Below are 20,898 nucleotides of genomic sequence, written 5' to 3'. Positions count from 1 at the left end.
GCATGTCATCGCATGGCGCGATGCGCGCGGCGCGTGAGCCGCCGCGATCGGGTCAGCCCGCTTTCGCGAACGCCCAGCAGTCGTTGGTCGGGAATTCGATCCAGTGCTTGCCGGCAGCGCGCGGCACGTGGCCGAACGCGCGCAGGCGCATGTCGCCGCAATGGAACAGGTATTCCCAGCGGTCGCCGAGATACATCGACGTGACGAGGTCGGCCGGCAGCCGGTTCGCACCCGGGCCGTCGGTGACCTGCACGCGTTCGAGGCGAATCACGGCCTGTGCGTCCTGGCCCGGCGCGAACGTGTCGCGGGCGAGCGCGCGCAGTTCCCAGCCGTCGCCGGCGAGCGTCACGCATTCGCCGTCGATCGCGGCGACGCGCGCGTCGATCCGGTTGTTGCTGCCCATGAACTCGGCCGTGTACAGCGAGCGCGGCGAGCCGTACAGCTCGGCCGGCGTGCCTTCCTGCTCGATGCGCCCGTTGCGCAGCAGCAGGATGCGGTCGGACATCGCCATCGCCTCGGTCTGGTCGTGCGTCACGCACAGTGCCGACAGCCCGAGCGACACGATCAGTTCGCGCAGCCACGCACGCGCTTCCTCGCGCAGCTTCGCATCGAGGTTCGACAGCGGCTCGTCGAGCAGGATCACCGGCGGGTTGTAGACGAGCGCGCGCGCGATCGCGACGCGCTGCTGCTGGCCACCCGACAACTGGTGCGGAAAGCGTTCCGCGAGATGGCCGAGGCCGAGCTGGTCGAGCGCGGTCTGCACGCGGCGCTTCTGTTCGGCTGGCGCGACGCGGCGCAGCTTCAGCCCGTAGCCGACGTTGTCGGCGACGGTGCGGTGCGGCCACAGCGCGTACGACTGGAACACGAGGCCGAGCGAACGTTGCTCGACGGGCAGGTCGATGCGCTTCGCGCCGTCGAAGAACACGCGGTCGTCGAGCTGGATGCGCCCGTCGGACGGCTGTTCGAGGCCGGCCACCGCGCGCAGCAGCGTGGTCTTGCCGCTGCCCGACGCGCCGAGCAGGCAGACGACTTCGCCGGCCTTCAGTTCGAACGACACGCCCTTGAGGATCGGATTGGCGCCGTAGCTGAGGTGCAGGTCGTCGACGATGAGCTTATCCATGAAGTTTCACTCCGAAACGCAGGGCCACGCCGAGACCGGCGCCGACCATCGCGATGTTGATGACAGAGAGCGCGGCGACCTGGTCGACGGCGCCGGTCGCCCACAGCGACACGAGCAGCGCGCCGATCACTTCGGTGCCGGGCGACAGCAGGTAGACGGCGGTCGAGTATTCGCGCTCGAAGATCATGAAGATCAGCAGCCACGCGGCGAGCAGGCCGAAGCGCACGAGCGGCAGCGTCACGTCGAGCGACACGCGGCTGCGCGTCGCGCCGACGCTGCGGCCGGCTTCCTCGAGTTCGGGGCCGACCTGCAGCAGCGCGCTCTGGATCAGCCGCATCCCGTACGCGAGCCACACGACCGTGTACGCGATCCAGATGCTCCACATCGAGTTCTTCAGCTCGCGCAGGCCCGGCACGAACAGGAAGATCCACAGGAACGCGAGACCGGCGAGCAGGCCGGGCACCGCACGCGGCAGCAGCACGAGATAGTCGAGCAGCTTCGTCGCCCAGTCGTTGCGGCGATGGCCGGCGAACGCGACGAGCGAGTAGAAGCCGACCGCGACGGCGCCGCCGATCACACCGATGCCGAGCGTGTTCACGATCGCGCGCACGAGGTTGTCCTGCTCGAACAGTTCGGTGAAGTTCGACAGCGTCAGCACTTCGGCGAGCGCCACGCCTTCGCCCCAGTTGGTCACGAACGCACGCAGCACGATGCCCGAGATCGGCACGATCACGGTCAGCATGAGCCACAGCGCGACGATCGCGAGCGCGACCCAGCGCCACACGCCGAGCGGCAGCACCGTCGCGCGGCCGGCCTTGCCCTTCACGGTGACGAAGCGGTTCGCGGTTTTCAGCAGGCGGCGCTGCAGCAGCACGAGCGGGAACGTGATCGCGACGATGCACACGGCAACCGCGGCCATCAGGTGATACGACGGCACGCCGAGCTTGTTGGTCAGCTTGTACAGGTAGGTCGCGAGCACGAGGTGGCCTTCCGGATCGCCGAGCACGAGCGGCAGCCCGAACACTTCGAAGCCGAGGAAGAACACCAGCACGCCGGCGAACAGCAGCGCGGGCATCGTCATCGGCAGGCTCACGTCGAGCGCGACGCGGAACGGGCGCGCGCCCGCCACGCGGGCGGCTTCCTCGACGTCCGAGCCGAGGTTGCGCAGCGCGGCCGACGAGTACAGGTACACGTGCGGCACGTGCGTGAGGCCGACGATCACCGTGATCGCGAAGATCGAGTACACGTTCCAGGGCACGCTTTGCAATCCGAACAGTTCCTTGAACCACACGGAGTAGAAGCCGACCGGGCCGGCCGCGACCACGTAGCCGAACGCGAGCACCATCGGCGACACGAACACCGGCGTGAGCAGCAGCGGTTCGAGCCAGCGGCGGGCGGGCAGGTCGGTGCGCACCATCAGGAACGCGAGGATGCCGCCGAGCGGGATCGAGATGAACAGCATCCCGCCGGCGATGATGAAGGAGTTCTTCACGGCCGACCAGAAGTCGGGATCGTTGAAGATGAAGCGGAAGCCTTCGATGCCGAGCGTCTTGTTCGCGTCGAAGAACGGCGCGGACAGCAGGCTCTGGAACAGGATGAAGCCGAGCGGCAGCGCGACCGCGACGGTCAGCACCGCGACGACGATCCAGCGCAGCATGCCGGTGAGCGGCTGCAGGCTGTTGACCGGCAGCGCGGGAATCGCGCCGCCCTGGCCGGTGGTGGGCGGAACGGGCGGCGCCGTTCCGCGTGTGCTGGTTGAAAGCATGAGTTCGCCCCTGCGGCCATCCGGATGGCCGCCTCTAGGAAGTCGGTAAGGGGAAAGGGGCCGCCCGGGCAAGGTTCCGGGGCGGCCGGCCGGTCAGCGGATCAGCGCTTGATCGACTGCTGCCATTGCTTCAGGAAAGCAAGCCGCTTCGACTGGTCGAGATAGACGAGCAGGCCGGTGCCGATCTGGATCGGCTTCAGCGAATCGCCGAGTTCCTTAGTGAGGCTCGCGGCCGACGTTTCGCCGGTCACGTCCGCGCGGATCGCGTACAGGTTCGCCTGGTTCGCGATCAGCGTCTGGCCACGCTTCGACAGCAGGTAGTCGACCCACAGTTTCGCGGCGTTCGGGTTCTTCGCCTTCTTCGAGACCGTGGCGAGGCGGCTCACGACCTGCGTGTAGTCCTTCGGAAACACATAGCCGATCGACTTGTCTTTCTTCGCCTTGGCATAGGCGTACGACCCGATGATGTTGTAGCCGATCAGGTTCTCGCCCGACGAGATCCGCTCCATCATCGCGCCCGTGCTCGACTGCAGCTTCGGGCCGGTCGCGCCGATCGCCTTCACGAGTTCCCACGTGACCTTCTCGTTCACGTGGGCGTCCTGCGTCAGGTAGTTGAAGCCGACGCCCGATTTCTCGATGTCGTAGGTCGTGACCTTGCCCTTGAACTTGTCGGTTTGCGTGGTGAGGAGCTTGATCAGGTCGGCGCGCGTCGTCGGCACTTCGTTCTCGGGGATCAGGCGCTTGTTGTAGACGATCGCGAGCGGCTCGAATGTCGTGCCGTACGCCTGCTTCTGGTATTGCGCCCATTGCGGCACGTTCGGGCTTTCGGGCGAATCGTAGGACGCCATCAGGCCGTCGTTGACGAGCTTGACCTGCAGGTCCATCGCCGAGCTCCACAGCACGTCGGCGCTGGTGCTGCTCGCCGCGTTCTCGCTGATGTAGCGGTTGTACAGCTCGGTGCTGTTCATGTCGTTGTACTCGACCTTGACGCCGTACAGGCTTTCGAAGTCCTTGATCAGCGGACGCACGAGGCCCGTGTCGGTGGTCGAGTAGACGATCAGCTTGCCTTCCTTCTTCGCGGCATCGATCACGCCTTGGTAGTTACCCGGATACCCGGCCGGAACCTGCGCGGCGGCGCTGCCGGCGGCAGTGCCCAGAACGACCGCCAGCGCGGCGGCGAGCTGCTTCGGTGCAAACGGCATGTCTTCCTCCAGTTACGTATAGATGTTGTTCGAGTGACGCGGATGTTAATTGCGGGGTACTTTCAGCCTGCTTTCATTTCGGTTCACAATAGCGTCCTTTGTGTCATGGATTTCCCGAGGTCCCCATGCGTGTGCTGCTCGTCGAAGACAATCCGAACCTGGCCCAGTCGTTGAACGACGCGCTGAGCGCCGCGCGCTTCGCGGTCGATCACATGGCGGACGGGGAGGCGGCGGACCACGTGCTGCGCACGCAGGATTACGCGCTGGTGATCCTCGATCTCGGGCTGCCGAAGCTCGACGGGCTGGAGGTGCTGCGGCGCTTGCGCGCGCGCCGCAATCCGGTGCCGGTGCTGATCCTCACCGCGCACGGGTCGGTCGAGGACCGTGTCAAGGGGCTCGATCTCGGCGCCGACGACTATCTCGCGAAGCCGTTCGAGCTGACCGAACTGGAGGCGCGCGCCCGTGCGCTGATCCGGCGCAGTCTCGGCCACGAGCATTCGCGGGTCGAATGCGGGCCGCTTTCGTATGACAGTATCGACCGCAGCTTTCATCTCGCGGGCGAGCCGCTGTCGCTCACGCCGCGCGAGCGCTCGGTACTCGAGGTGCTGATCCTGCGCAACGGCCGCGCGATCAACAAGGAAACGCTGTCGGAGAAGATCTTCGGGCTCGACGAGTCGGTCAATGCCGACGCGATCGAGATCTACGTGTACCGGCTGAGGAAGAAGCTCGAAAACACGGGCATCGCGATCGTCACGTTGCGCGGGCTGGGGTATCTGCTCGAAGCCAAGGCGGTATGAGTTACAACCCCCACGCTCACTTTTGTTCGCTGCCCCCCGAGGGGGCGCACGCCTCCCTTGGGGCGGCCCGGCGGGAGGCATGATGAAGCGTCCGAACCTGCGCACCCAGGTCGCGCTGTGGCTGCTGCTGCCGCTGCTCGGGCTGCTCGCGCTCGATTCGTGGCTCACGTACCAGCGCGCGATGAGCGCCGCGCACGTCGCGTTCGACCGCACGCTGTCGTCGTCGCTGAAGTCGATCCGCGAAGGCGTGCGGCTCAACGACGGCGAGATCGAGGTCGACCTGCCGTATCTCGCGCTCGAAATGCTCGAATCGAGCGACGGCGGCAAGATCTACTACCTGATCCGCCAGGACAACGGCCACACGATCACCGGCTACCCGGACCTGCCTCTGCCGCTGGGGCGCGACGCGGGCGACGGCGCGCTGTTCGTCACGCGCTACTACGACGTCGTCTATCGCGGCGAGCAATTGCGGATGGCCGCGCTGCGCATCCCGGTGCACGACGTGCCGACCGCGCAGTCGCGCATCGTGTGGGTGATGGTCGGCGAGACGATCGAGGCGCGCCAGGCGCTCGCGCGCGAGATCCTGGTGGGGTCGCTGCTGCAGGAAGGGCTGCTGGTTGTGCTCGCGCTCGGGATCGTCTGGCTCGGTGTCGGGCGCGGGCTGCGGCCGTTGAACCGGCTGTCGGCGACGGTCGCCGCGCGCAGCGAGGACGACCCGACGCCGCTCGACACCGGCGCGATGCCGAGCGAGTTGGCGCCGCTCGTCGATTCGATCAACCAGTATATCGGGCGCACGCAGCGGATGCAGGTCGCGCGGCGCCGCTTCTTCGCGGATGCGGCTCATCAACTGAAGACGCCGCTCGCGGCCGTGCAGGCCGGCGTCGAACTCGCGCTGCGGCCCGACGAGCAACCGCGCGCGAACGGGCACCTGCGGCGCGCGAACGGCGCGGTGCGACAGGCCGCGAAGATCGTCCAGCAACTGCTGTCGCTGTCGCGGCTCGATTCGGACAGCGGCCATGCGGTCGCGCACAAGCCGGTCGCGCTGTACCGGCTCGCACGCAGTGTGACGCTCGACTGGTCGCCCGTCGCACGCGCGCGCGACATCGATCTCGGCTTCGAGCACGAGGCCGACGTCGACGTGCATGGGCAGCCCGACCTGCTCGGCGAGATGATCGGCAACCTGATCGACAACGCGATCCGCTATGCGGGCGACCGCGCGGTGATCACGGTGCGCGTGTCGCGCGACGGCGAGCATGCGCGGCTCGACGTGATCGACAACGGGCCGGGCATTCCGGCCGACGAACGCGACGCGGTGTTCGAGCGCTTCCATCGCGGCAGCAAGACGCAGACGGTCGAAGGGACGGGGCTCGGGCTGTCGATCGTGCGGGAGGTCGCGCGCGTGCATCAGGGCAGCGTGGCGCTGGCCGATGCGGCGGGCGGCGGGTTGGTCGTGACGATCCGGCTGCCCGTGGCGAACGAAGCGGAGCCGCGCGCCGCGTAATCGCGCGTGACGATGCGGGAAGCGGCGGGTCGTGAGCGGCTGCTTCCTGGCGTCGACGGTTATCCGATTGTGCGAGTGGTTCCGTGAGCGCGGCTCAATCGCCGAATCCGAGCTCCGCTTCGACCGACTGGCCGATTTCGAGCCACGCCCCGGCACCTTCGACGACGATCGCGTTGATGCCGAACGTCAGCGCGTCGTCGTAGTTGGGGTTCGCGCGATAGACCTGCATCGTGTCGGTCGGCTCGTGCGGCCATGCGGGATCGGGCGCGCCGGTGACCTGGTCGATCGTCGGCATCGGGCAGCGCGTGCACAGTTTCACGAGGCGCAGCCGCACCGGCGTCGCGCCTTCGGTGTCGAGGTGTTCGACGAAATCCTCTTCGTAGGCATCGAGATCCGACACGACGATGTTCGGGCGGAAGCGGTTCATCGGAATCGCCGGTGCGCCTTTCGCGACGAGCCGTGCGTTCAGGTCGTCGAGCGACGACTGTCCGATCACGAGCAGTGGATAGCCGTCCGCGAACTGCGTGTGCGTATCGATCTCGCCCGTCCATTTGCGATTGCAGGCACGGCGCGCGTCAGGCCCGAAGCGCACGAGCTTTGTGGGCACGCCGAGGAATTCGGTGAGCCAGGCGGCCGTTTCGGCGCCGGTGTCGATCGCGTCGACGGTGTCGCGCCAGACGGTCGCGGCCATTTTCGGGGTGGCGGGAGACGCGTGGCCGTCGAGCGGCGTGCGGATTTCGCGCATGCCCGGCGCGTTCAGCACGAGCGCATCGCTGTCGAGCGCGGTGCGGATCAGCGCAAGGCGCGGGTGCGTGCGCTGCGTGATCATCTGCCCGTCGGGGTCGGTGATCAGCCAGTGGCGGTCGTAGGCAAGGCCCGTTTCGAGCAGTTGCGCGCGCGACAGCGCGATGCCGGCGCAGGATTTGATCGGATAGACGAAAAGTTCGCTGATGGCTGGCATGGCGCTGGCTTCGAATGACGAGGATAGTCAAAACGCGATTGTGCCAGATCGTGCCCAAGCCGTTCGGGCGGTTGCGCACCGCCGCGCGGCCGGTTACGCGAGCGGGAAGCCGGGGTCGAACGTCGTACGCACGTCGAGCGGCTGGCGCAGCAGTCCGGCCTTCAGGTAGAAGTCGGCCGTGCGCTGCTGCCCGGCGATCACCGTCGCATCGATCGGCTGCCAGCGCGTGTTCCGGCGCTCGAACTGCAGCTTCGCGGCGGCCTGCGGAATGCCGATGATGCGCGCGAGCGCGGCGGAATACGCGTCGACATGCCGGTATGACCACGCCTGCGCGCGCACGATGCGCTGCAGGAAGTCGTGCAATACGTCGCGCTTCGACGCGATCGCCGCGTCGGTCGCCGCGACATAGCTGAGGCCCGACCACAGCCCGCGGCCGTTGACGAGCACGCGCGCGCGGCCGCTCGTTTCGGCGAGCGCGGTATAGGGTTCCCACGTCGCCCATGCGTCGATCGATCCGGTCGCGAGCGCGAGCATCGTGTCGGCCGGCGACAGGAAGCGGAACGACACGGCATCGGGCGGCAGGCCGGCTGCGTCGAGAGCCTTCAGCGTGACGAAATGGCCGATCGAGCCGCGCGTGGTGCCGATACGCTTGCCCTTCAGGTCGGCCGCACCTTTCAGCGCCGAGTCGGGTCGCACGAGCACGGCCGTGCCGTACGGATCGGAACGGTTCGCGCCGATCACCTTGATGCGTGCGCCCGACGCGAGCGCGAAGATCACCGGCGCGTCGCCGATCGGTCCGCAGTCGACGGCGGCCGCGTTCAGTGCTTCGGCGAGCGGTGCGGCGGCCGGGAACTCGGTCCACGCGATGTCGTACGTGAGGCCGCTCAGTTCGCCGGCCGCTTCGAGCAGTGCGCGCAGCCCGCCTTTCTGGTCGCCGGCGCGCAGCAGCGGCCGTGCGCCCGATTGCGCGCGCAGCGCGGCCGGGGCCGCGGCGACGGTGGCGAGGGCGCTCGCCTGCGCGAGGAAATGGCGTCGGGACGGATTCATCGTGAAGTCGGGTCGGTTGGAAGAAAGGTTCGGGAATTCAGTGCGGGAGCCCGGCCTGCACGTCGCGCACGGGGTCCGCGTCGACGCGCAGCAGCAGCGCGGTCAGCGGATCGCCGTTCGTCGCGCGCACGGTTCGCGGGTTTTTCGGGGCCGCCGTGTCCGAGCGGCACAGCAGATCGGCATCCGACCAGCCGGCACTGCCCGGCAGTGCCCGCGCGCGCAGCCAGCCGCGACGATCGGCGAGAAGCTGGGTGCCGCCGAGTGCGTCGGCCGGCACGCCCGCGATCGTCGCGAACGCCTGCCACGCGTCGGGCGTCGCCGCGACGCAGTTCGCGCGGAGGTTGCCCGCCGGTTGCGCGCGCGCACCGTGTGGCGTCACGAGCAGCGTCTGCCAGCGCGCATCTTCGGGCGGCGGCAGCGCATCCGGCGCGAGTGCGACGATGCGCACGCGCTGGCCGGCGCGCCAGCGTTCGAGCGGCTGCGGTGTGTCGTTGCCGCAGCGCACGTCGAGCGCGGGCAACGCGACCGGCACGGGCCATGCTCCTTCGGCCTGCGCGCCGCTGCCGGCCGCGAGCGCTTTCAGATAATCGAGCACGGCCCAGGTGTCCTGCGGGTCGAGCGTCGCGGCGAAGCCGGGCATCGTCGATGCGCCGTGTTCGTCGCGCATGCCATGCCGCACGCGCCAGAACAACTCGCCGTCGAGGCGGCGGGCCAGCAGCGCGCCGGCAAAGGTGGGCGGCCAGTGCGCGAGCGTGGCCGCGAGCGGCCCTTCGCCACGTCCGTCCTCGCCGTGGCAGGCCGCGCAGTGTTGCGCATACAGGTGCGTGCCGCGCATGACGTTCGATATGGAAAACGGCGCGGGATCGCGCTGGAAACTCGTCGGCACGGCGGGCGAAAGCCACAGCGACAGCGGCGGCCACGGCGCGAACCATGCAACGGCCAGCGCGGCGATCGCCGACGCAAAACGCCACTTGCGCGAAGCGAGCGCGATGCAGGCGAGCAGGGCGGCGAGCGTCGTCGCCGCGCACGCGAACGCCAGTTGCCGCGTCAGCCCCGCGTCGATGCGCAGCGTCTCGAGCGCGATCCGGTGCGCCCACGGCCACGCGGCCTGCCCGTCGGCGTCGCCGGTCAGGCCGGCCGCGTGCAGCAGGCGCGCCAGCGCGACCTGCGCGCGATACAGCCATTGCAGGAACACAAGCGTCCAGTCGGCGAACGGCGGCGCACTCATCGGCGGCGCGCGCGCCGCGACGCGTCAATCCGGCGAATGGCACCGCGCATCTACCAGCTCGCATCGAGTCCGAGATGCCGTAACGCTTCATGGCGCAGCGCGGCGAGGCGCGGGTCGCCGCGATGGCGCGGGTAGGGCAGGTCGACGCGCAATTCGGCGACGATCCGCGCGGGACGCGGCCCGAACACGATCACGCGCTGCGCGAGGAACAGCGCCTCCTCGACGTCGTGCGTGACGAGCAGCGCCGAGAAGCCGTCGCGTCGCCACAGCGCGGTCAGCTCGGCCTGCATCGTGAGCCGCGTCAGCGAATCGAGCTTGCCGAGCGGCTCGTCGAGAATCAGCAGGCGCGGATCGTTGACGAGCGCGCGGGCGAGCGCGACGCGCTGCGCCATCCCGCCGGACAACTGATGCGGGAACGCGTTCGAGAAGTCCTGCAGCCCGACGCGCGCGAGCGCATCGTCGACGCGATGCCGGTTCGCGCGCGCCACGCCGCGCGCTTCGAGGCCGAGCGCGACGTTCGCGCGCACGCGTCGCCACGGGTACAGCGTCGGGTCCTGGAACACGACGATGCGCGACGGGTCGGGTCGTTCGATCGGCACGCCGTCCTGCGCGATGGTGCCTTGCCCAGCGGCATCGAGGCCGGCGACGAGACGCAGCAGCGTCGACTTCCCGCAGCCGCTCGGGCCGAGCAGCGCGACGAATTCGCCGGCGGCGACCGACAGGTTGACGTCGTCGAGCACCGGCAGCGGGCCGCCGGGGCCGTCGAACGCATGGCTGACGTGACGGATGTCGATGCGCGCGCCGCGCGCCGGCGTAGCGGCGGGGGCGACGGAAACAGCGGAGTCGAGTACGGCGGCGCTTACCATTTGACGGTTCCTTTCTGCCATGCGAGCACGCGGTCGCGCACCGCGAACAGCAGCGCGATCAGCCCGGAAAACAGCAGCGCCATCACGATCAGCGCCGCATACATGTTCACGTACGACGCCCAGCCCTGCGCCCAGCTCAGGTACCAGCCGAGCCCCGACTTGACGCCCATCATCTCGGCGACGACGAGCACCGTGAACGACGCGCTCAGCCCCATGAAAACGCCGACGAACACGTGCGGCAGCGCGGCCGGAATCGCAACGCGCAGCACGAGAAAGCGCGCGTCCGCGCCGAGTGTGCGCGCGACGTCGTAGTACTGCCGGTTGACGCTCGCGACGCCGGACCACGTGAGCACGGCGACCGGGAAGCCGGTCGACAGCGCGATCAGGAACGCGGCGGCCGAATAGCTCGACGGGAAGAAGTAGAACGTGAGCGGCAGCAGCGCGGTGGCCGGCACGGGGCCGAGCACGCGCAGCACCGGATGCACCCAGTAGCCGATCCGGCGCGACCAGCCGATCGATACGCCGACCGCGAAGCCGACCGTGACGCCGTACGCAAACCCGAGCGCGAGCAGCTTCAGCGTGTTGCCGGCGCTGCCGACGAGGCGCGGCCAGTCGTCGACGTAGACTTCGATCAGCGCCTGCGGCGGCGCGAAGAACGGCGTGGGCAGCCAGCCGGTTTTAGCGGTGAGGATTTCCCAGGCGGCGAGCGCGAGCGGCAGCGCGACGAGCCACGGGCCGGCCAGACGCACGCGCGCGAGCCGCGTGCGCGTGGCGGGAACGAGCTGGCCGAGCGTGGCGGCGGCGAGCAGCAGCGCGGCGATCGACCAGGCGGCCGTGCCGAACGTGTCCGTGTACGCCCAGTCGGTGAAGCCGACGACGCGGTTCGGCCACAGTTGCGTGAGCGCGCCGAGCGCGGCCCATGCAAGCGCGGCGGCGATGCCGGTCGGCCAGGCCCGTGCGCGGCGGCCTTCGGCTGCCAGCGTGGCCTCGCAGGCCGTGCAGGCGACGCGCGCGGACGCAGTGGTACTGCCGCCGGCCGGTACGGAAGAGGCGCGTGCGGTGGAAGCCTGTTCGATCGTCGACATCGCGTTACCCCAGCACGTTCGCATAGACCTGCTGCGCGAAGCGCTGCGGGTCGGTGCTTTTCTTCAGCACGCTGATACGGCGGAAATCGTCCGCATAAAACGCGATTTCCTGCTGCAGGTCGACGTTGGTCGGGTGATGCGTGTAGGTGAGCGTCGCGTAGAGCTTGCGCAGGTCCTCGGGGCTGATCTTCGGCGAATACTTCGCGAACACCTTCGCGGCCTCGTTCGGATTGTCGTGGGTGAATTCGGTCGCCTGCACGATCGAGCGCGCGAGCGCGGCGGCGGCCGGTCGGTCGTTGCGCACGAGGTCGCCGCGCGCACCGATCACGCAGCACACCTTGCGCGCGTATTCGCCGGACAGGTTGGTCGCCAGCTCGGTATACGCGCCGTTGCTGCGCTTCTCGAGCAGAAAGAGATTCGGGTCGCCGTCGGCGATCGCGTGGATCTCGCCCTTGTCGACCGCGACGCCGAGCAGGTCGGCCGGATACTGCCGCCACGTGACGTCGCGCTCGGGATCGATCCCGTTCTTCGCGAGCAGGATCGAGAAGAAATGCTTGCCGGGCGCGGCGAGATCGCTGACGCCGACCGTCTTGCCCTTCAGCGCCTGCAGCGTCGTGACGCCGGCTGCCTTCGCGCCGACCAGCCGCACGCAGCCGCCGTGCGAGCTGCCGATGATCTTCACGTCGAAGCCGGCTTCGAGCGGCTTCAGCCAGCGGTGGATCATCCCGACCGCCGCGTCGGCCTTGCCGGTCGCGATCGATTCGAGCAACTGGTCGGTCGACCCGCTGTAGTTGATCAGGTCGACCTTCAGGCCGTTCTTCTCGAAGAAGCCGCGCTCCTGCGCGACGACGATCGGCGTCAGGCAGAACGCGTTCTGGTTCCACGCGAACGTCAGCTTCTTCAGCGGCGGCGCGGACCAGGCCTGGCGGCCGAGCGTGATCGCGGGCACGGCGAGCGCGGCAGCGCCGGCCGCGCGCAGCAGCCGGCGGCGTGTGTCGTCGTGCGTGTCGGCCGGCGCGGTGGCGGTGGTGTGGGTCATGGTCTGGTCTCGTTCGTGCGGAAGGATCGTTCAGTCGAGCAGGTCGGGTTCGTCGGCGACGACGCGCGCGAACAGGCTGTCGAATGCATGCAGCGCGCCCTCGGGGCCGCCGATCTGGCCGTGCGTGTGGCGCGCGGTCGCGTGATCGATCGGTTGCGGCGTGCCGGCCGCTTCGGCCAGCAATTGCGTGTGCGCGGCGTTGTCGAGCGCGATGTACCACCACGCAGCGGCCTCGACCGTCGGGCCGGCCGTCAGGATGCCGTGGTTCTTCAGGATCGCGCCCTTGTGCGTGCCGCCGTCCGGCTTCGCGAGCGCGTGTGCGATCCGCGCCCCTTCGCTCGTGTCGACGACCATCCCCGTGAAGTCGTCGAACAGCGCGTGATCCTCGTAGAACACGCACGCGTCCTGAGTCAGCGGATCGAGCGGGCGGCCGAGCGTCGACCACGCCTTGCCGTACGTCGAATGCGTATGCGCGGCGGCGACGATGTGCGGATGCGCATCGTGGATTGCTGCATGGATCGCGAACGCGGCCTTGTTCAGCGGCCGCGTGCCGATCGCGGTTTCGCCGCGTGCGTTGACGAGCAGCAGGTCGGACACCTTGATCTGCGAGAAATGCACGCCGAGCGGGTTCACCCAGAAATGGTCGGGCAGTTCCGGATCGCGTGCGGTGATGTGACCGGCGAGCCCCGACGCGAAGCCGAAGCGCGCGAACAGGCGGAACGCGGCCGCGAGCCGCTCCTGCCGGTGGCGGCGTTCGGCGGCGACGTCGATGCGCGGCGCGGGCGGGTCGAACCAGAAATGCTGGCGCGGCGCTTCGGCGAGCACGAGGCCCGACGCGGTGCGCTCGGGCTGGGAGAGGACGGCGGACATGGCGTGCGGCTCCCTTTGCGTCATGCGGCGCGGCGCGCCGCGTCGCGTGCGGCGACAGCGCTGCGCACGCGCGGAATCAGGTCGCGGCCGTAGTCGATCGCATCTTCGAGCGGGTCGAAGCCGCGGATCAGGAACGTCGTGACACCGAGGTCGTAGTAGTCGAGCAGTGCGTCGGCGACCTGTTCGGGCGTGCCGACGAGCGCCGTCGAATTCGAGCGCGCGCCGGTGAGCTTTGCGATCTCGGTCCACAGCCGCTTGTCGACGCGCGAGCCGCGTTCGGCCGCAGCCAGCAGGCGCCGCGCGCCTTCGCTCTGCTGCGGGCCGCCGGCGCCAAGGCCGGCCGCTTCGCGCAGCCGGCGCGTTTCGTCGAGGATGCGATGCGCGCGCGCCCACGCTTCGTCTTCGGTCGCGGCGAGGATCGGGCGGAACGACACGGAGAAACGCACCTGCCGGCCGTGCTGCGCGGCTTCGGCGCGCACGCGCGCAGTCAGGTCGCGCACCTGGTCGAGCGATTCGCCCCACAGCGCGTAGACGTCCGCATGCTTGCCGGCCACGGCGAGCGCGGCTGCCGATGCGCCGCCGAAATAGATCGGCACGTGCGGCCGCTGGAACGGCTTCACTTCCGAAAAGCCCTGCTTGAACCGATAGTGCGCGCCGTCGTGATCGAACGGCTGCGCTTCGGTCCAGATGCGCCGCAGGATGCCGAGGTATTCGTCGGTGCGCGCATAGCGCGCGTCGTGGTCGAGGAAATCGCCGTCGCGCTGCTGCTCGCTGTCCGAGCCGCCGGAGATGAAGTGCACGGCGAGCCGGCCGCGGCTGAACTGGTCGAGCGTCGCGATCTGCCGCGCGGCGAGCGTCGGCGCGGTGAAGCCCGGGCGATGCGCGAGCATGAAGTGGATGCGCTCGGTCGCGGCCGCCGCGAACGCGATCGTCAGCGTCGCCGACGGGCCGGTCGAGTGATGCGGCACGAGGATTCGGTCGAAGCCGGCCGTTTCGTGGGCGCGGGCAAAGTCGCGCACGTAGTCGGGATCGACCACGGGGCCGGACGCCGGGTGGATTTCCGATTGCTTCTGGCTCTGGATCATGCCGATGAATTCGACGCTCATCTAGGTCTCCGGTGCAGGGATGTCCCGGCGCACGGCCGGGCAGGAATGGAGCGCAGGTTAACGCCGCGATCATGCGGAATGGAAATAATCAATCCCGATTTGAATATCAGATTTGCATGGTTTGGGCGCGTGTGCGTTGCGCATACGCTGTGGGCTCGTGAATGATCTGGCGCGCGTTGGCGGCGTGTCGTGCGGCGTGTGGCGCGTGCCGATTGATCACCGCTATGGCCGCCTTTGCCGCCTTTGTGCCGCCTTCGTGCATTACCCAGGGAATCTGTCTCGATGTCCGCCAGCCTTGCCGCTTCCTCGCCGTCGCCGCAGCAGCCTTCGCTGCGCCTCCTGCCCACCGACAATGCAGACGACGCGCGCGTCGCCGCGCTGCTCGACCGCCTCACCCCCGAACTCGCCGCCGATGCGGCCCGCAACGACGTCGACGGCCGTTTCCCGCACGAAAACTTCGCGCGGCTGCATCGCGCGGGGCTGATCGCGCAGGTCGTGCCGCGCGAGCATGGCGGCGCCGGCGCGACGCTTGCGCAGGCGAGCCGGATCGTCACCGCCGTCGCGCGGGCCGACCCGGCGACCGCGCTGGTGTTGACGATGACGTATCTGCAGCATCGCGCGCTCGGCCGCGCCGACAACCGCTGGCCTGCACCGGTGCGGCGCGCGGTGTTCGACAGCGCGGTCACGCAAGGCGCGCTGATCAACGCGCTGCGCGTCGAGCCCGCGCTCGGTTCGCCGTCGCGCGGCGGCCTGCCGGAAACCGTTGCGCGCCGCGACGGCGACGGCTGGCGGCTGTCCGGCCACAAGCTGTACAGCACCGGGATTCCGGCGCTGCGCTGGCTGGCCGTGTGGGCGCGCACCGATGAACCGGAGCCGCGGGTCGGCGTGTTTCTCGTGCCGCGCGACCGTGACGCGGATGGTGATCGGATCCGCGTGATCGAAAGCTGGAATCACCTGGGCTTGCGCGCATCGGGCAGCCACGAGGTCGTGTTCGACGACGTGCGGCTGCCGGCCGATCACGCGGTCGACGTGCGCGCGCCGCAAGCGTGGGCCGTGTCGGCCGCGACCCATGCGGATACCGACGCACACGCCGACCAGCAGGCGTGGATGGTCGCGCTGCTCGGCAGTCTGTACGACGCGGTGGCGCGGGCATCGCGCGACTGGTTGATCGGTTTCGCGACGACGCGTGCGCCGAGCGGGCTCGGCGTGCCGCTCGCGACGCTGCCGCGCGTGCAGGAGGCGGTCGGCGAAATCGAGGGCTGGCTGAATGCGAACCGCGTGCTGCTCGACGATCACATCGCGCGCACCGACGCAGGCGACGCGCCGTCGGTCACGACCAGCGGCCTCGTCAAGCGAACCGTGACCGAGCACGCGATCCGTGCGGTCGAGCAGGCGCTGAAGCTGTCGGGCAATCACGGGCTGAGTCGCGGCAATCCGCTCGAACGCCACTATCGCGACGTGCTGTGCAGCCGCGTGCATACGCCGCAGGACGATGCGATCGCGGTCGCGGCGGGGCGTGCGGCGCTCGAAGCGGCGGGTCGGGGAGAAACGAAGGCGGAGGCGGGCGGGACGTCACGCAACGAGGTCGAACACGAGCGAAACGATGCGTGAGCGGAGCGGGGCGGCCGCGGGAGCAAGCAGGGCGGCGCCGTGCCGACGCCGCCCCGTACGGTCACGCAGCCTTGCCGTGCGTCTGCTCGGGCAATGCGAACGCCGCGCGCGCATGCGCGGCGACGGCCGCGAGCGGTGCGTCGAAGCGGGCCGCATCGTGCCGGCGCAGCAGCCACAGATCGATCTGCGGCTTGAAATCGGCGAGCGGCACGATGTCGAGCGCATCGCGCAGCGGGCTGCCTTCGACGAGCGGCAGCGGCATCAGCCCGACGCCGAAGCCGTTCGCGACGCTCCGCAGTTGCAGGTCGCGGCCGTAGGTGTCGAGCGTGACCGGCATCGGCAGGCCCTGCGCGTCGAGCGCGCGCCGCAGGCCCGCGCGAAAGCCGCAGCCGTCGGGATTGAGCACCCAGCCGCGCGCGTGGCAATCGGCGAGCCGGTAGCTGCGGCGCGGCCAGTCGCCCTTGCGGCCGACCGCGACGAGCCGCGTGGCCAGCAGCCGTTCGCCCTCGACCTGCGCCGGCAGCACCATCTCGCGTGCGAGGAACACGAGCGCCGCATCGAGTTCGCGGCGTGCGACGCGCTCGACGAGCATACCGCCCCACGCGGTCGTGACCTGCGTCGCGAGCGCGGGCCACTGCGCGGCGAGTTCCGCGATGAGTGCGGGCAGCATCAGTTCGCCGAGCCCCTGCGTGAGCCCGATCCGGAATTCGCCGGTGGGCGGCTGCTGGCCGGCCGTCAGTTCGCGCAGCGCATCGACTTCGCGCAGGATCGCGCGACACTGCTCGAATACCTGCCGGCCGATATCGGTCGGGCGCGGCGGCTTCGTGTTGCGATCGAGCAGGATCACGCCGAGCGCTTCTTCGAGATTCTGGACGCGCCGCGTGATCGCGGGCTGCGTCATCCCGAGCTCGGTCGCGGCCTGGCTCAGGGTCTGGCAGCGGACGACCGCTGCAAAAGCGTCGATATCGCTAATTTTCATGTTTGTTCTGCATGGTCTTTCGGGTGCATCATGACGATCCATCATATTCGGCATCATATTCGAGGAGGCAGCCGATGAGTACGCTTTCGTTGGATCAGACGCCGCTGCGTCCGTTCGTCGACGGTCTGGGCGCGCTGCTCGCGTCCGGCGCGAACGAGGCGCGCATCCTCGACGAGGGCGGTGCGCTGCTCGCCGCGCTCGTCGAACACGACGACTGGTTGCCCGACGCGTTCGCCCAGCCCGATCCCGCGCGCTATCGGCAGTACCTGCTGCATCTCGACCCGGACGAGCGGTTCTCGGTCGTCAGCTTTGTGTGGGGGCCCGGCCAGACGACGCCGATCCACAACCACACGGTGTGGGGGTTGATCGGGATGCTGCGCGGCGGCGAGTTCTCGCAACCGTACCGGTTCGACGAAGCGGGCAAGCCGGTGCCGTCCGGCGAAGCCGTGCGGCTGCAGCCGGGCGAGGTTGAAGCCGTGTCGCCGCGCATCGGCGACGTCCATCGCGTGACCAACGCATTCGCCGATCAGGTATCGATCAGCATCCACGTGTACGGCGCGAACATCGGCAAGGTCGAGCGCGCGGTGTACCTGGACGACGGCACCGTGAAGCCTTTCGTGTCGGGCTATTCGAACGCCTGATGCAACGCCCGTTGGCGCGGCCCGTTGCGGGCGCGCGCCGGCGGGCTCAAGATTGATCCGTTTTGTTTTGCTTTCTTCACCGACTTCAACAGAATCCGACAGAGACATCGTGACGCAATCCGCCGATTCCACTTCCCGCTTTCCCGCCGCGTCGTACCAGGACGTGCGCGCGCGCCTGCTTGCCCGCGACGAGATCGCGCTGATCGACGTACGCGAGGAAGATCCGTACGCACAGGGCCACCCGCTGTGGGCCGCCAACTTTCCGCTGTCCAAACTCGAACTCGACGCGTGGACGCGGATTCCGCGCCGCGACACGCCGATCGTCGTGTTCGGCGAAGCGGGCGGCGAGGATCTCGCGCCCCGCGCGGCCGCGAAGCTCGCGCAGCTCGGCTACACCGACGTGCGGCTGCTCGACGGCGGCCTCGCGGGCTGGCTGGCCGCGGGCGGCGAACTGTTCATCGACGTGAACGTGCCGAGCAAGTCGTTCGGCGAATGGGTCGAGGCCGGGCGGCATACGCCGTCGCTGTCCGCGCAGGAAGTGCAGGCGCTGATCGACGCGAAGGCCGACGTCGTGATCGTCGATGCGCGCCGTTTCGACGAATACCGGACGATGAACATCCCGACCTCGACGAGCGTGCCGGGCGCGGAACTCGTGCTGCGCGTGCGCTCGCTCGCGCCGAATCCGCAAACGCAGGTGGTCGTCAACTGCGCGGGCCGCACGCGCAGCATCATCGGCACGCAGTCGCTGATCAACGCGGGGCTGCCGAACCCGATCGCGGCGCTGCGCAACGGCACGATCGGCTGGACGCTTGCCGGCCAGACGCTCGAGCGCGGTGCCGCGCGACGTTTTCCGGACGACATCGATGTAGCGCAGCGCGCCGATGCGCGCCAGGCTGCGCGCGCGGTGGCCGAACGCGCCGGCGTGCCGCGCATCGCGCTCGCGGACGTCGCCGCGTTCGACGAGCCGGGCCGCACGCTGTACCGCTTCGATGTGCGTACGCCGGAGGAATACGAGGCCGGCCATCTGCCGGGCTTCCTGAGCACGCCGGGCGGCCAGCTCGTGCAGGAGACCGACCATCACGCGGCCGTGCGCGGCGCGCGGATCGTGCTCGCCGACGACGACGGCGTGCGCGCGGACATGACCGCGTCGTGGCTCGCGCAGATGGGCTGGGACGTGCGCGTTGTCGAACCGGCCGGTACGGCGGCGTTCGGCGAGCGCGGCCAGCCGCCGCGCGACGTGCCGGCGACGCCGCCCGCAACCGACGTGTCGCCTGCGTCGCTCGCGGGCTGGCTGAAGGAGGCTGCGCCCGGCGAGCTGGCGATCGTCGATGTGACGGCCAGCGCGAACTACGTGAAGCGCCATATCCCGGGCGCGTGGTTCGCCGTGCGCGCGCAGTTGCGCGACGCGCTCGCGGCGATCCCGCCCGCGAAGCGCTACGTGTTCACATGCGGATCGAGCCTGCTTGCGCGGTTCGCGGCGGACGACGCACGCGCGCTGCTGCCGGCTTCGGCCGACATTGCGGTGCTGACCGGCGGCACGGCGGCATGGATCGATGCCGGGCTGCCGCTCGAAAGCGGCGAGACGCACCTCGCGTCACCGCGCGTCGACCGCTACCGGCGCCCGTACGAAGGCACCGACAACGCGGCCGCCGCGATGCAGGCGTATCTCGACTGGGAATACGGGCTGGTCGACCAGCTGAAGCGGGACGGCACGCACCACTTCAGCGTGATCTGACCGATGCGGCACAACCGGGCGCGGCACGCTGTGCGCCGCGCCCGGCTACCGCACGCGCGGCACGCTCGGCACGTTCAGCGCTTGAACGTATCGACGGCCGTGCGGCCCACGGCCGGATCGTCGGTGAAAAAGCCGTCGATGCCTGCGCGCAGGTAAGCCTGGATCTCGCGCACCGAGCCGGCGGTGTTGCGCGTGCCCGGCGTGCCGCCGTCCTTCAGCGACGCGGGCAGGAAGTTGTTCTCCGGGCGGAACGTGTACGGATGCACGACGAGGCCGGCCTCGTGCGCGTAGCGCACGTACGGCGTCGGCTGCTGCAGCGTGCCGTCCGCGGCGACCGCGATGATCGAAGTCTTGTACGGGCCGACGCCGTTCGCATAGGTCGCGATTTCGCGCATGCCGTCGCGCGTCGACAGGTCGCCGTACGTGCGCTTGTCGTTCGCCTTCACGAAGTCGTACGGGCGCTGGCCGGCTTCGTCCATCAACTGCACGAGCTTCCAGTTCGGCTGGCTCGACTTGATCCGGTTGCGGATCGTCTTCAGGTTCGCGACCTCGAACGACTGGATGTAGACGGTCGCCGTGCGCGACGTGTACGGATCCTTCAGCAGCGCGTCGACGAGACGGTCCTCGAGCGGCAGGTCGATCGACTGGAAGTAGGTCGGATGCTTGGTTTCCGGATACAGGTGGATCGTGCGACCGGTCTGCGCGGACATCTGCTTCGCGAGCGCGACGATCTCGTCGAAGGTCGGAATCTCGAACTGGTCGTTGTACGCGGTGTTCGCGGGGCGGACCTGCGGAATGCGCTCGCGGGCGCGCAGCGTCTTCAGCTCGGCGAGCGTGAAATCCTCGGTGAACCAGCCTGTCAGCTGCGCGCCGTCGATCGTCTTGGTCGCCCTGCGGCTCGCGAACTGCGGCAGCGCCGACACGTTCGTGGTGCCCGAGATCTCGTTCTCGTGGTGCGCGACGAGCATGCCGTCGCGCGTCGACACGAGGTCGGGCTCGATGACGTCCGCGCCGTCCTCGATCGCCTTGCGGTACGACGCGAGCGTGTGTTCGGGGCGCAGCGCGCTCGCGCCGCGATGGCCGACCACCTGGACCTTCGCGGAAATCGGCTGCGTGGGATCGGACGTCAGCGCGTCGTCGCCGCCGCACGCGGCGAGCAGGAAGGTGGCGGCACAGGCGAACGGGACGTAGCGCAGGGCGCTCGGGCGCTTGAGGAGCATGTCGATGAACCTTCGAAACGGGAGTCGGAAAGGGCGGTCGCTCCGCCGGCGTGGCTGTCGTACCGTGCCGCGCGGAACCGAACGGGACGCGATCGTCGCATCGAATCATTACATATGTATTACTT

Annotated in this window: 18 protein-coding genes; 5 read left to right on the top strand and 13 right to left on the bottom strand. The window is 69.2% G+C overall.

Annotation, left to right across the window (positions count from 1 at the left end):
• Window positions 1-52: 52 nt before the first annotated feature.
• The 3 genes from CUJ89_RS25120 to CUJ89_RS25110 all read right to left on the bottom strand — a co-directional run bounded on the left by CUJ89_RS25120 (window position 53) and on the right by CUJ89_RS25110 (window position 4,087).
• The gene (locus CUJ89_RS25120; protein WP_114180082.1) at window positions 53-1,120 is read right to left on the bottom strand and encodes an ABC transporter ATP-binding protein; all 1,068 of its coding nucleotides are present in this window, start codon (window positions 1,118-1,120) and stop codon (window positions 53-55) included.
• Window positions 1,113-2,885, bottom strand: coding sequence for an ABC transporter permease (locus CUJ89_RS25115; RefSeq protein ID WP_114180081.1), 1,773 nt, complete (start codon window positions 2,883-2,885; stop codon window positions 1,113-1,115). The genes CUJ89_RS25120 and CUJ89_RS25115 overlap by 8 nt, the downstream gene beginning before the upstream one ends.
• A gap of 101 nt (window positions 2,886-2,986) precedes the next feature.
• Entirely contained in the window at window positions 2,987-4,087 is a 1,101-nt protein-coding gene (locus tag CUJ89_RS25110) for an ABC transporter substrate-binding protein (protein WP_114180080.1), read from the bottom strand.
• 125 nt (window positions 4,088-4,212) lie between these two features.
• On the opposite strand from CUJ89_RS25110, the gene CUJ89_RS25105 reads away from it, so the two are divergent.
• Both CUJ89_RS25105 and CUJ89_RS25100 read left to right on the top strand, forming a co-directional pair.
• On the top strand, window positions 4,213-4,884 hold the full coding sequence (locus tag CUJ89_RS25105; RefSeq protein WP_065502220.1) for a response regulator: 672 nt from the start codon (window positions 4,213-4,215) through the stop codon (window positions 4,882-4,884).
• Window positions 4,885-4,966: 82 nt separating this feature from the next.
• Window positions 4,967-6,385: a sensor histidine kinase gene (locus CUJ89_RS25100; protein WP_114181548.1), complete on the top strand. Its 1,419-nt coding sequence runs from the start codon at window positions 4,967-4,969 to the stop codon at window positions 6,383-6,385.
• A 94-nt stretch (window positions 6,386-6,479) separates the two neighbouring features.
• Here the strand turns inward: CUJ89_RS25100 and CUJ89_RS25095 are convergent, their stop codons facing one another.
• From CUJ89_RS25095 to CUJ89_RS25060, 8 genes are all read right to left on the bottom strand, one after another.
• The gene (locus CUJ89_RS25095) at window positions 6,480-7,346 is read right to left on the bottom strand and encodes an MOSC domain-containing protein (RefSeq protein WP_114180079.1); all 867 of its coding nucleotides are present in this window, start codon (window positions 7,344-7,346) and stop codon (window positions 6,480-6,482) included.
• Between the two features lie 93 nt (window positions 7,347-7,439).
• Entirely contained in the window at window positions 7,440-8,393 is a 954-nt protein-coding gene (locus CUJ89_RS25090) for an ABC transporter substrate-binding protein (RefSeq protein WP_114180078.1), read from the bottom strand.
• A 37-nt stretch (window positions 8,394-8,430) separates the two neighbouring features.
• The gene (locus CUJ89_RS25085; protein WP_114180077.1) at window positions 8,431-9,621 is read right to left on the bottom strand and encodes a c-type cytochrome; all 1,191 of its coding nucleotides are present in this window, start codon (window positions 9,619-9,621) and stop codon (window positions 8,431-8,433) included.
• A 50-nt stretch (window positions 9,622-9,671) separates the two neighbouring features.
• Window positions 9,672-10,487 (bottom strand): ABC transporter ATP-binding protein, encoded by an 816-nt coding sequence (locus tag CUJ89_RS25080; RefSeq protein WP_114180076.1) that lies wholly within the window; start codon window positions 10,485-10,487, stop codon window positions 9,672-9,674.
• Window positions 10,481-11,572 carry an ABC transporter permease gene (locus tag CUJ89_RS25075; protein ID WP_114180075.1) on the bottom strand — a complete coding sequence of 364 codons (1,092 nt, stop codon included), beginning with the start codon at window positions 11,570-11,572 and terminating at the stop codon, window positions 10,481-10,483. The genes CUJ89_RS25080 and CUJ89_RS25075 overlap by 7 nt, the downstream gene beginning before the upstream one ends.
• A gap of 4 nt (window positions 11,573-11,576) precedes the next feature.
• Window positions 11,577-12,611 carry an ABC transporter substrate-binding protein gene (locus CUJ89_RS25070; protein ID WP_114180074.1) on the bottom strand — a complete coding sequence of 345 codons (1,035 nt, stop codon included), beginning with the start codon at window positions 12,609-12,611 and terminating at the stop codon, window positions 11,577-11,579.
• Window positions 12,612-12,641: 30 nt separating this feature from the next.
• Window positions 12,642-13,481: a class II aldolase/adducin family protein gene (locus tag CUJ89_RS25065; RefSeq protein WP_114180073.1), complete on the bottom strand. Its 840-nt coding sequence runs from the start codon at window positions 13,479-13,481 to the stop codon at window positions 12,642-12,644.
• Window positions 13,482-13,501: 20 nt separating this feature from the next.
• Complete coding sequence (locus CUJ89_RS25060) at window positions 13,502-14,587, bottom strand: LLM class flavin-dependent oxidoreductase (protein ID WP_114180072.1); 1,086 nt, start codon at window positions 14,585-14,587, stop codon at window positions 13,502-13,504.
• Between the two features lie 282 nt (window positions 14,588-14,869).
• Between CUJ89_RS25060 and CUJ89_RS25055 the strand changes: the two genes are divergently transcribed.
• Window positions 14,870-16,198, top strand: coding sequence for an acyl-CoA dehydrogenase family protein (locus CUJ89_RS25055; protein ID WP_114180071.1), 1,329 nt, complete (start codon window positions 14,870-14,872; stop codon window positions 16,196-16,198).
• Between the two features lie 61 nt (window positions 16,199-16,259).
• Here the strand turns inward: CUJ89_RS25055 and CUJ89_RS25050 are convergent, their stop codons facing one another.
• Entirely contained in the window at window positions 16,260-17,234 is a 975-nt protein-coding gene (locus tag CUJ89_RS25050) for a LysR family transcriptional regulator (protein ID WP_201752393.1), read from the bottom strand.
• Window positions 17,235-17,251: 17 nt separating this feature from the next.
• Between CUJ89_RS25050 and CUJ89_RS25045 the strand changes: the two genes are divergently transcribed.
• Together CUJ89_RS25045 and CUJ89_RS25040 are read left to right on the top strand one after the other, a co-directional pair.
• On the top strand, window positions 17,252-17,818 hold the full coding sequence (locus CUJ89_RS25045; protein ID WP_114180070.1) for a cysteine dioxygenase: 567 nt from the start codon (window positions 17,252-17,254) through the stop codon (window positions 17,816-17,818).
• A 109-nt stretch (window positions 17,819-17,927) separates the two neighbouring features.
• The gene (locus CUJ89_RS25040; RefSeq protein WP_114180069.1) at window positions 17,928-19,553 is read left to right on the top strand and encodes a rhodanese-related sulfurtransferase; all 1,626 of its coding nucleotides are present in this window, start codon (window positions 17,928-17,930) and stop codon (window positions 19,551-19,553) included.
• A gap of 74 nt (window positions 19,554-19,627) precedes the next feature.
• Here the strand turns inward: CUJ89_RS25040 and CUJ89_RS25035 are convergent, their stop codons facing one another.
• Window positions 19,628-20,773, bottom strand: coding sequence for a glycerophosphodiester phosphodiesterase (locus tag CUJ89_RS25035; protein ID WP_114180068.1), 1,146 nt, complete (start codon window positions 20,771-20,773; stop codon window positions 19,628-19,630).
• Window positions 20,774-20,898: the final 125 nt, after the last annotated feature.

The organism is Burkholderia pyrrocinia (assembly GCF_003330765.1).
In the GTDB taxonomy this organism is placed as follows: domain Bacteria; phylum Pseudomonadota; class Gammaproteobacteria; order Burkholderiales; family Burkholderiaceae; genus Burkholderia; species Burkholderia pyrrocinia_B.
Note: the sequence above shows the minus strand (reverse complement) of the source record. Positions and strands in the feature narration are given on the sequence as shown.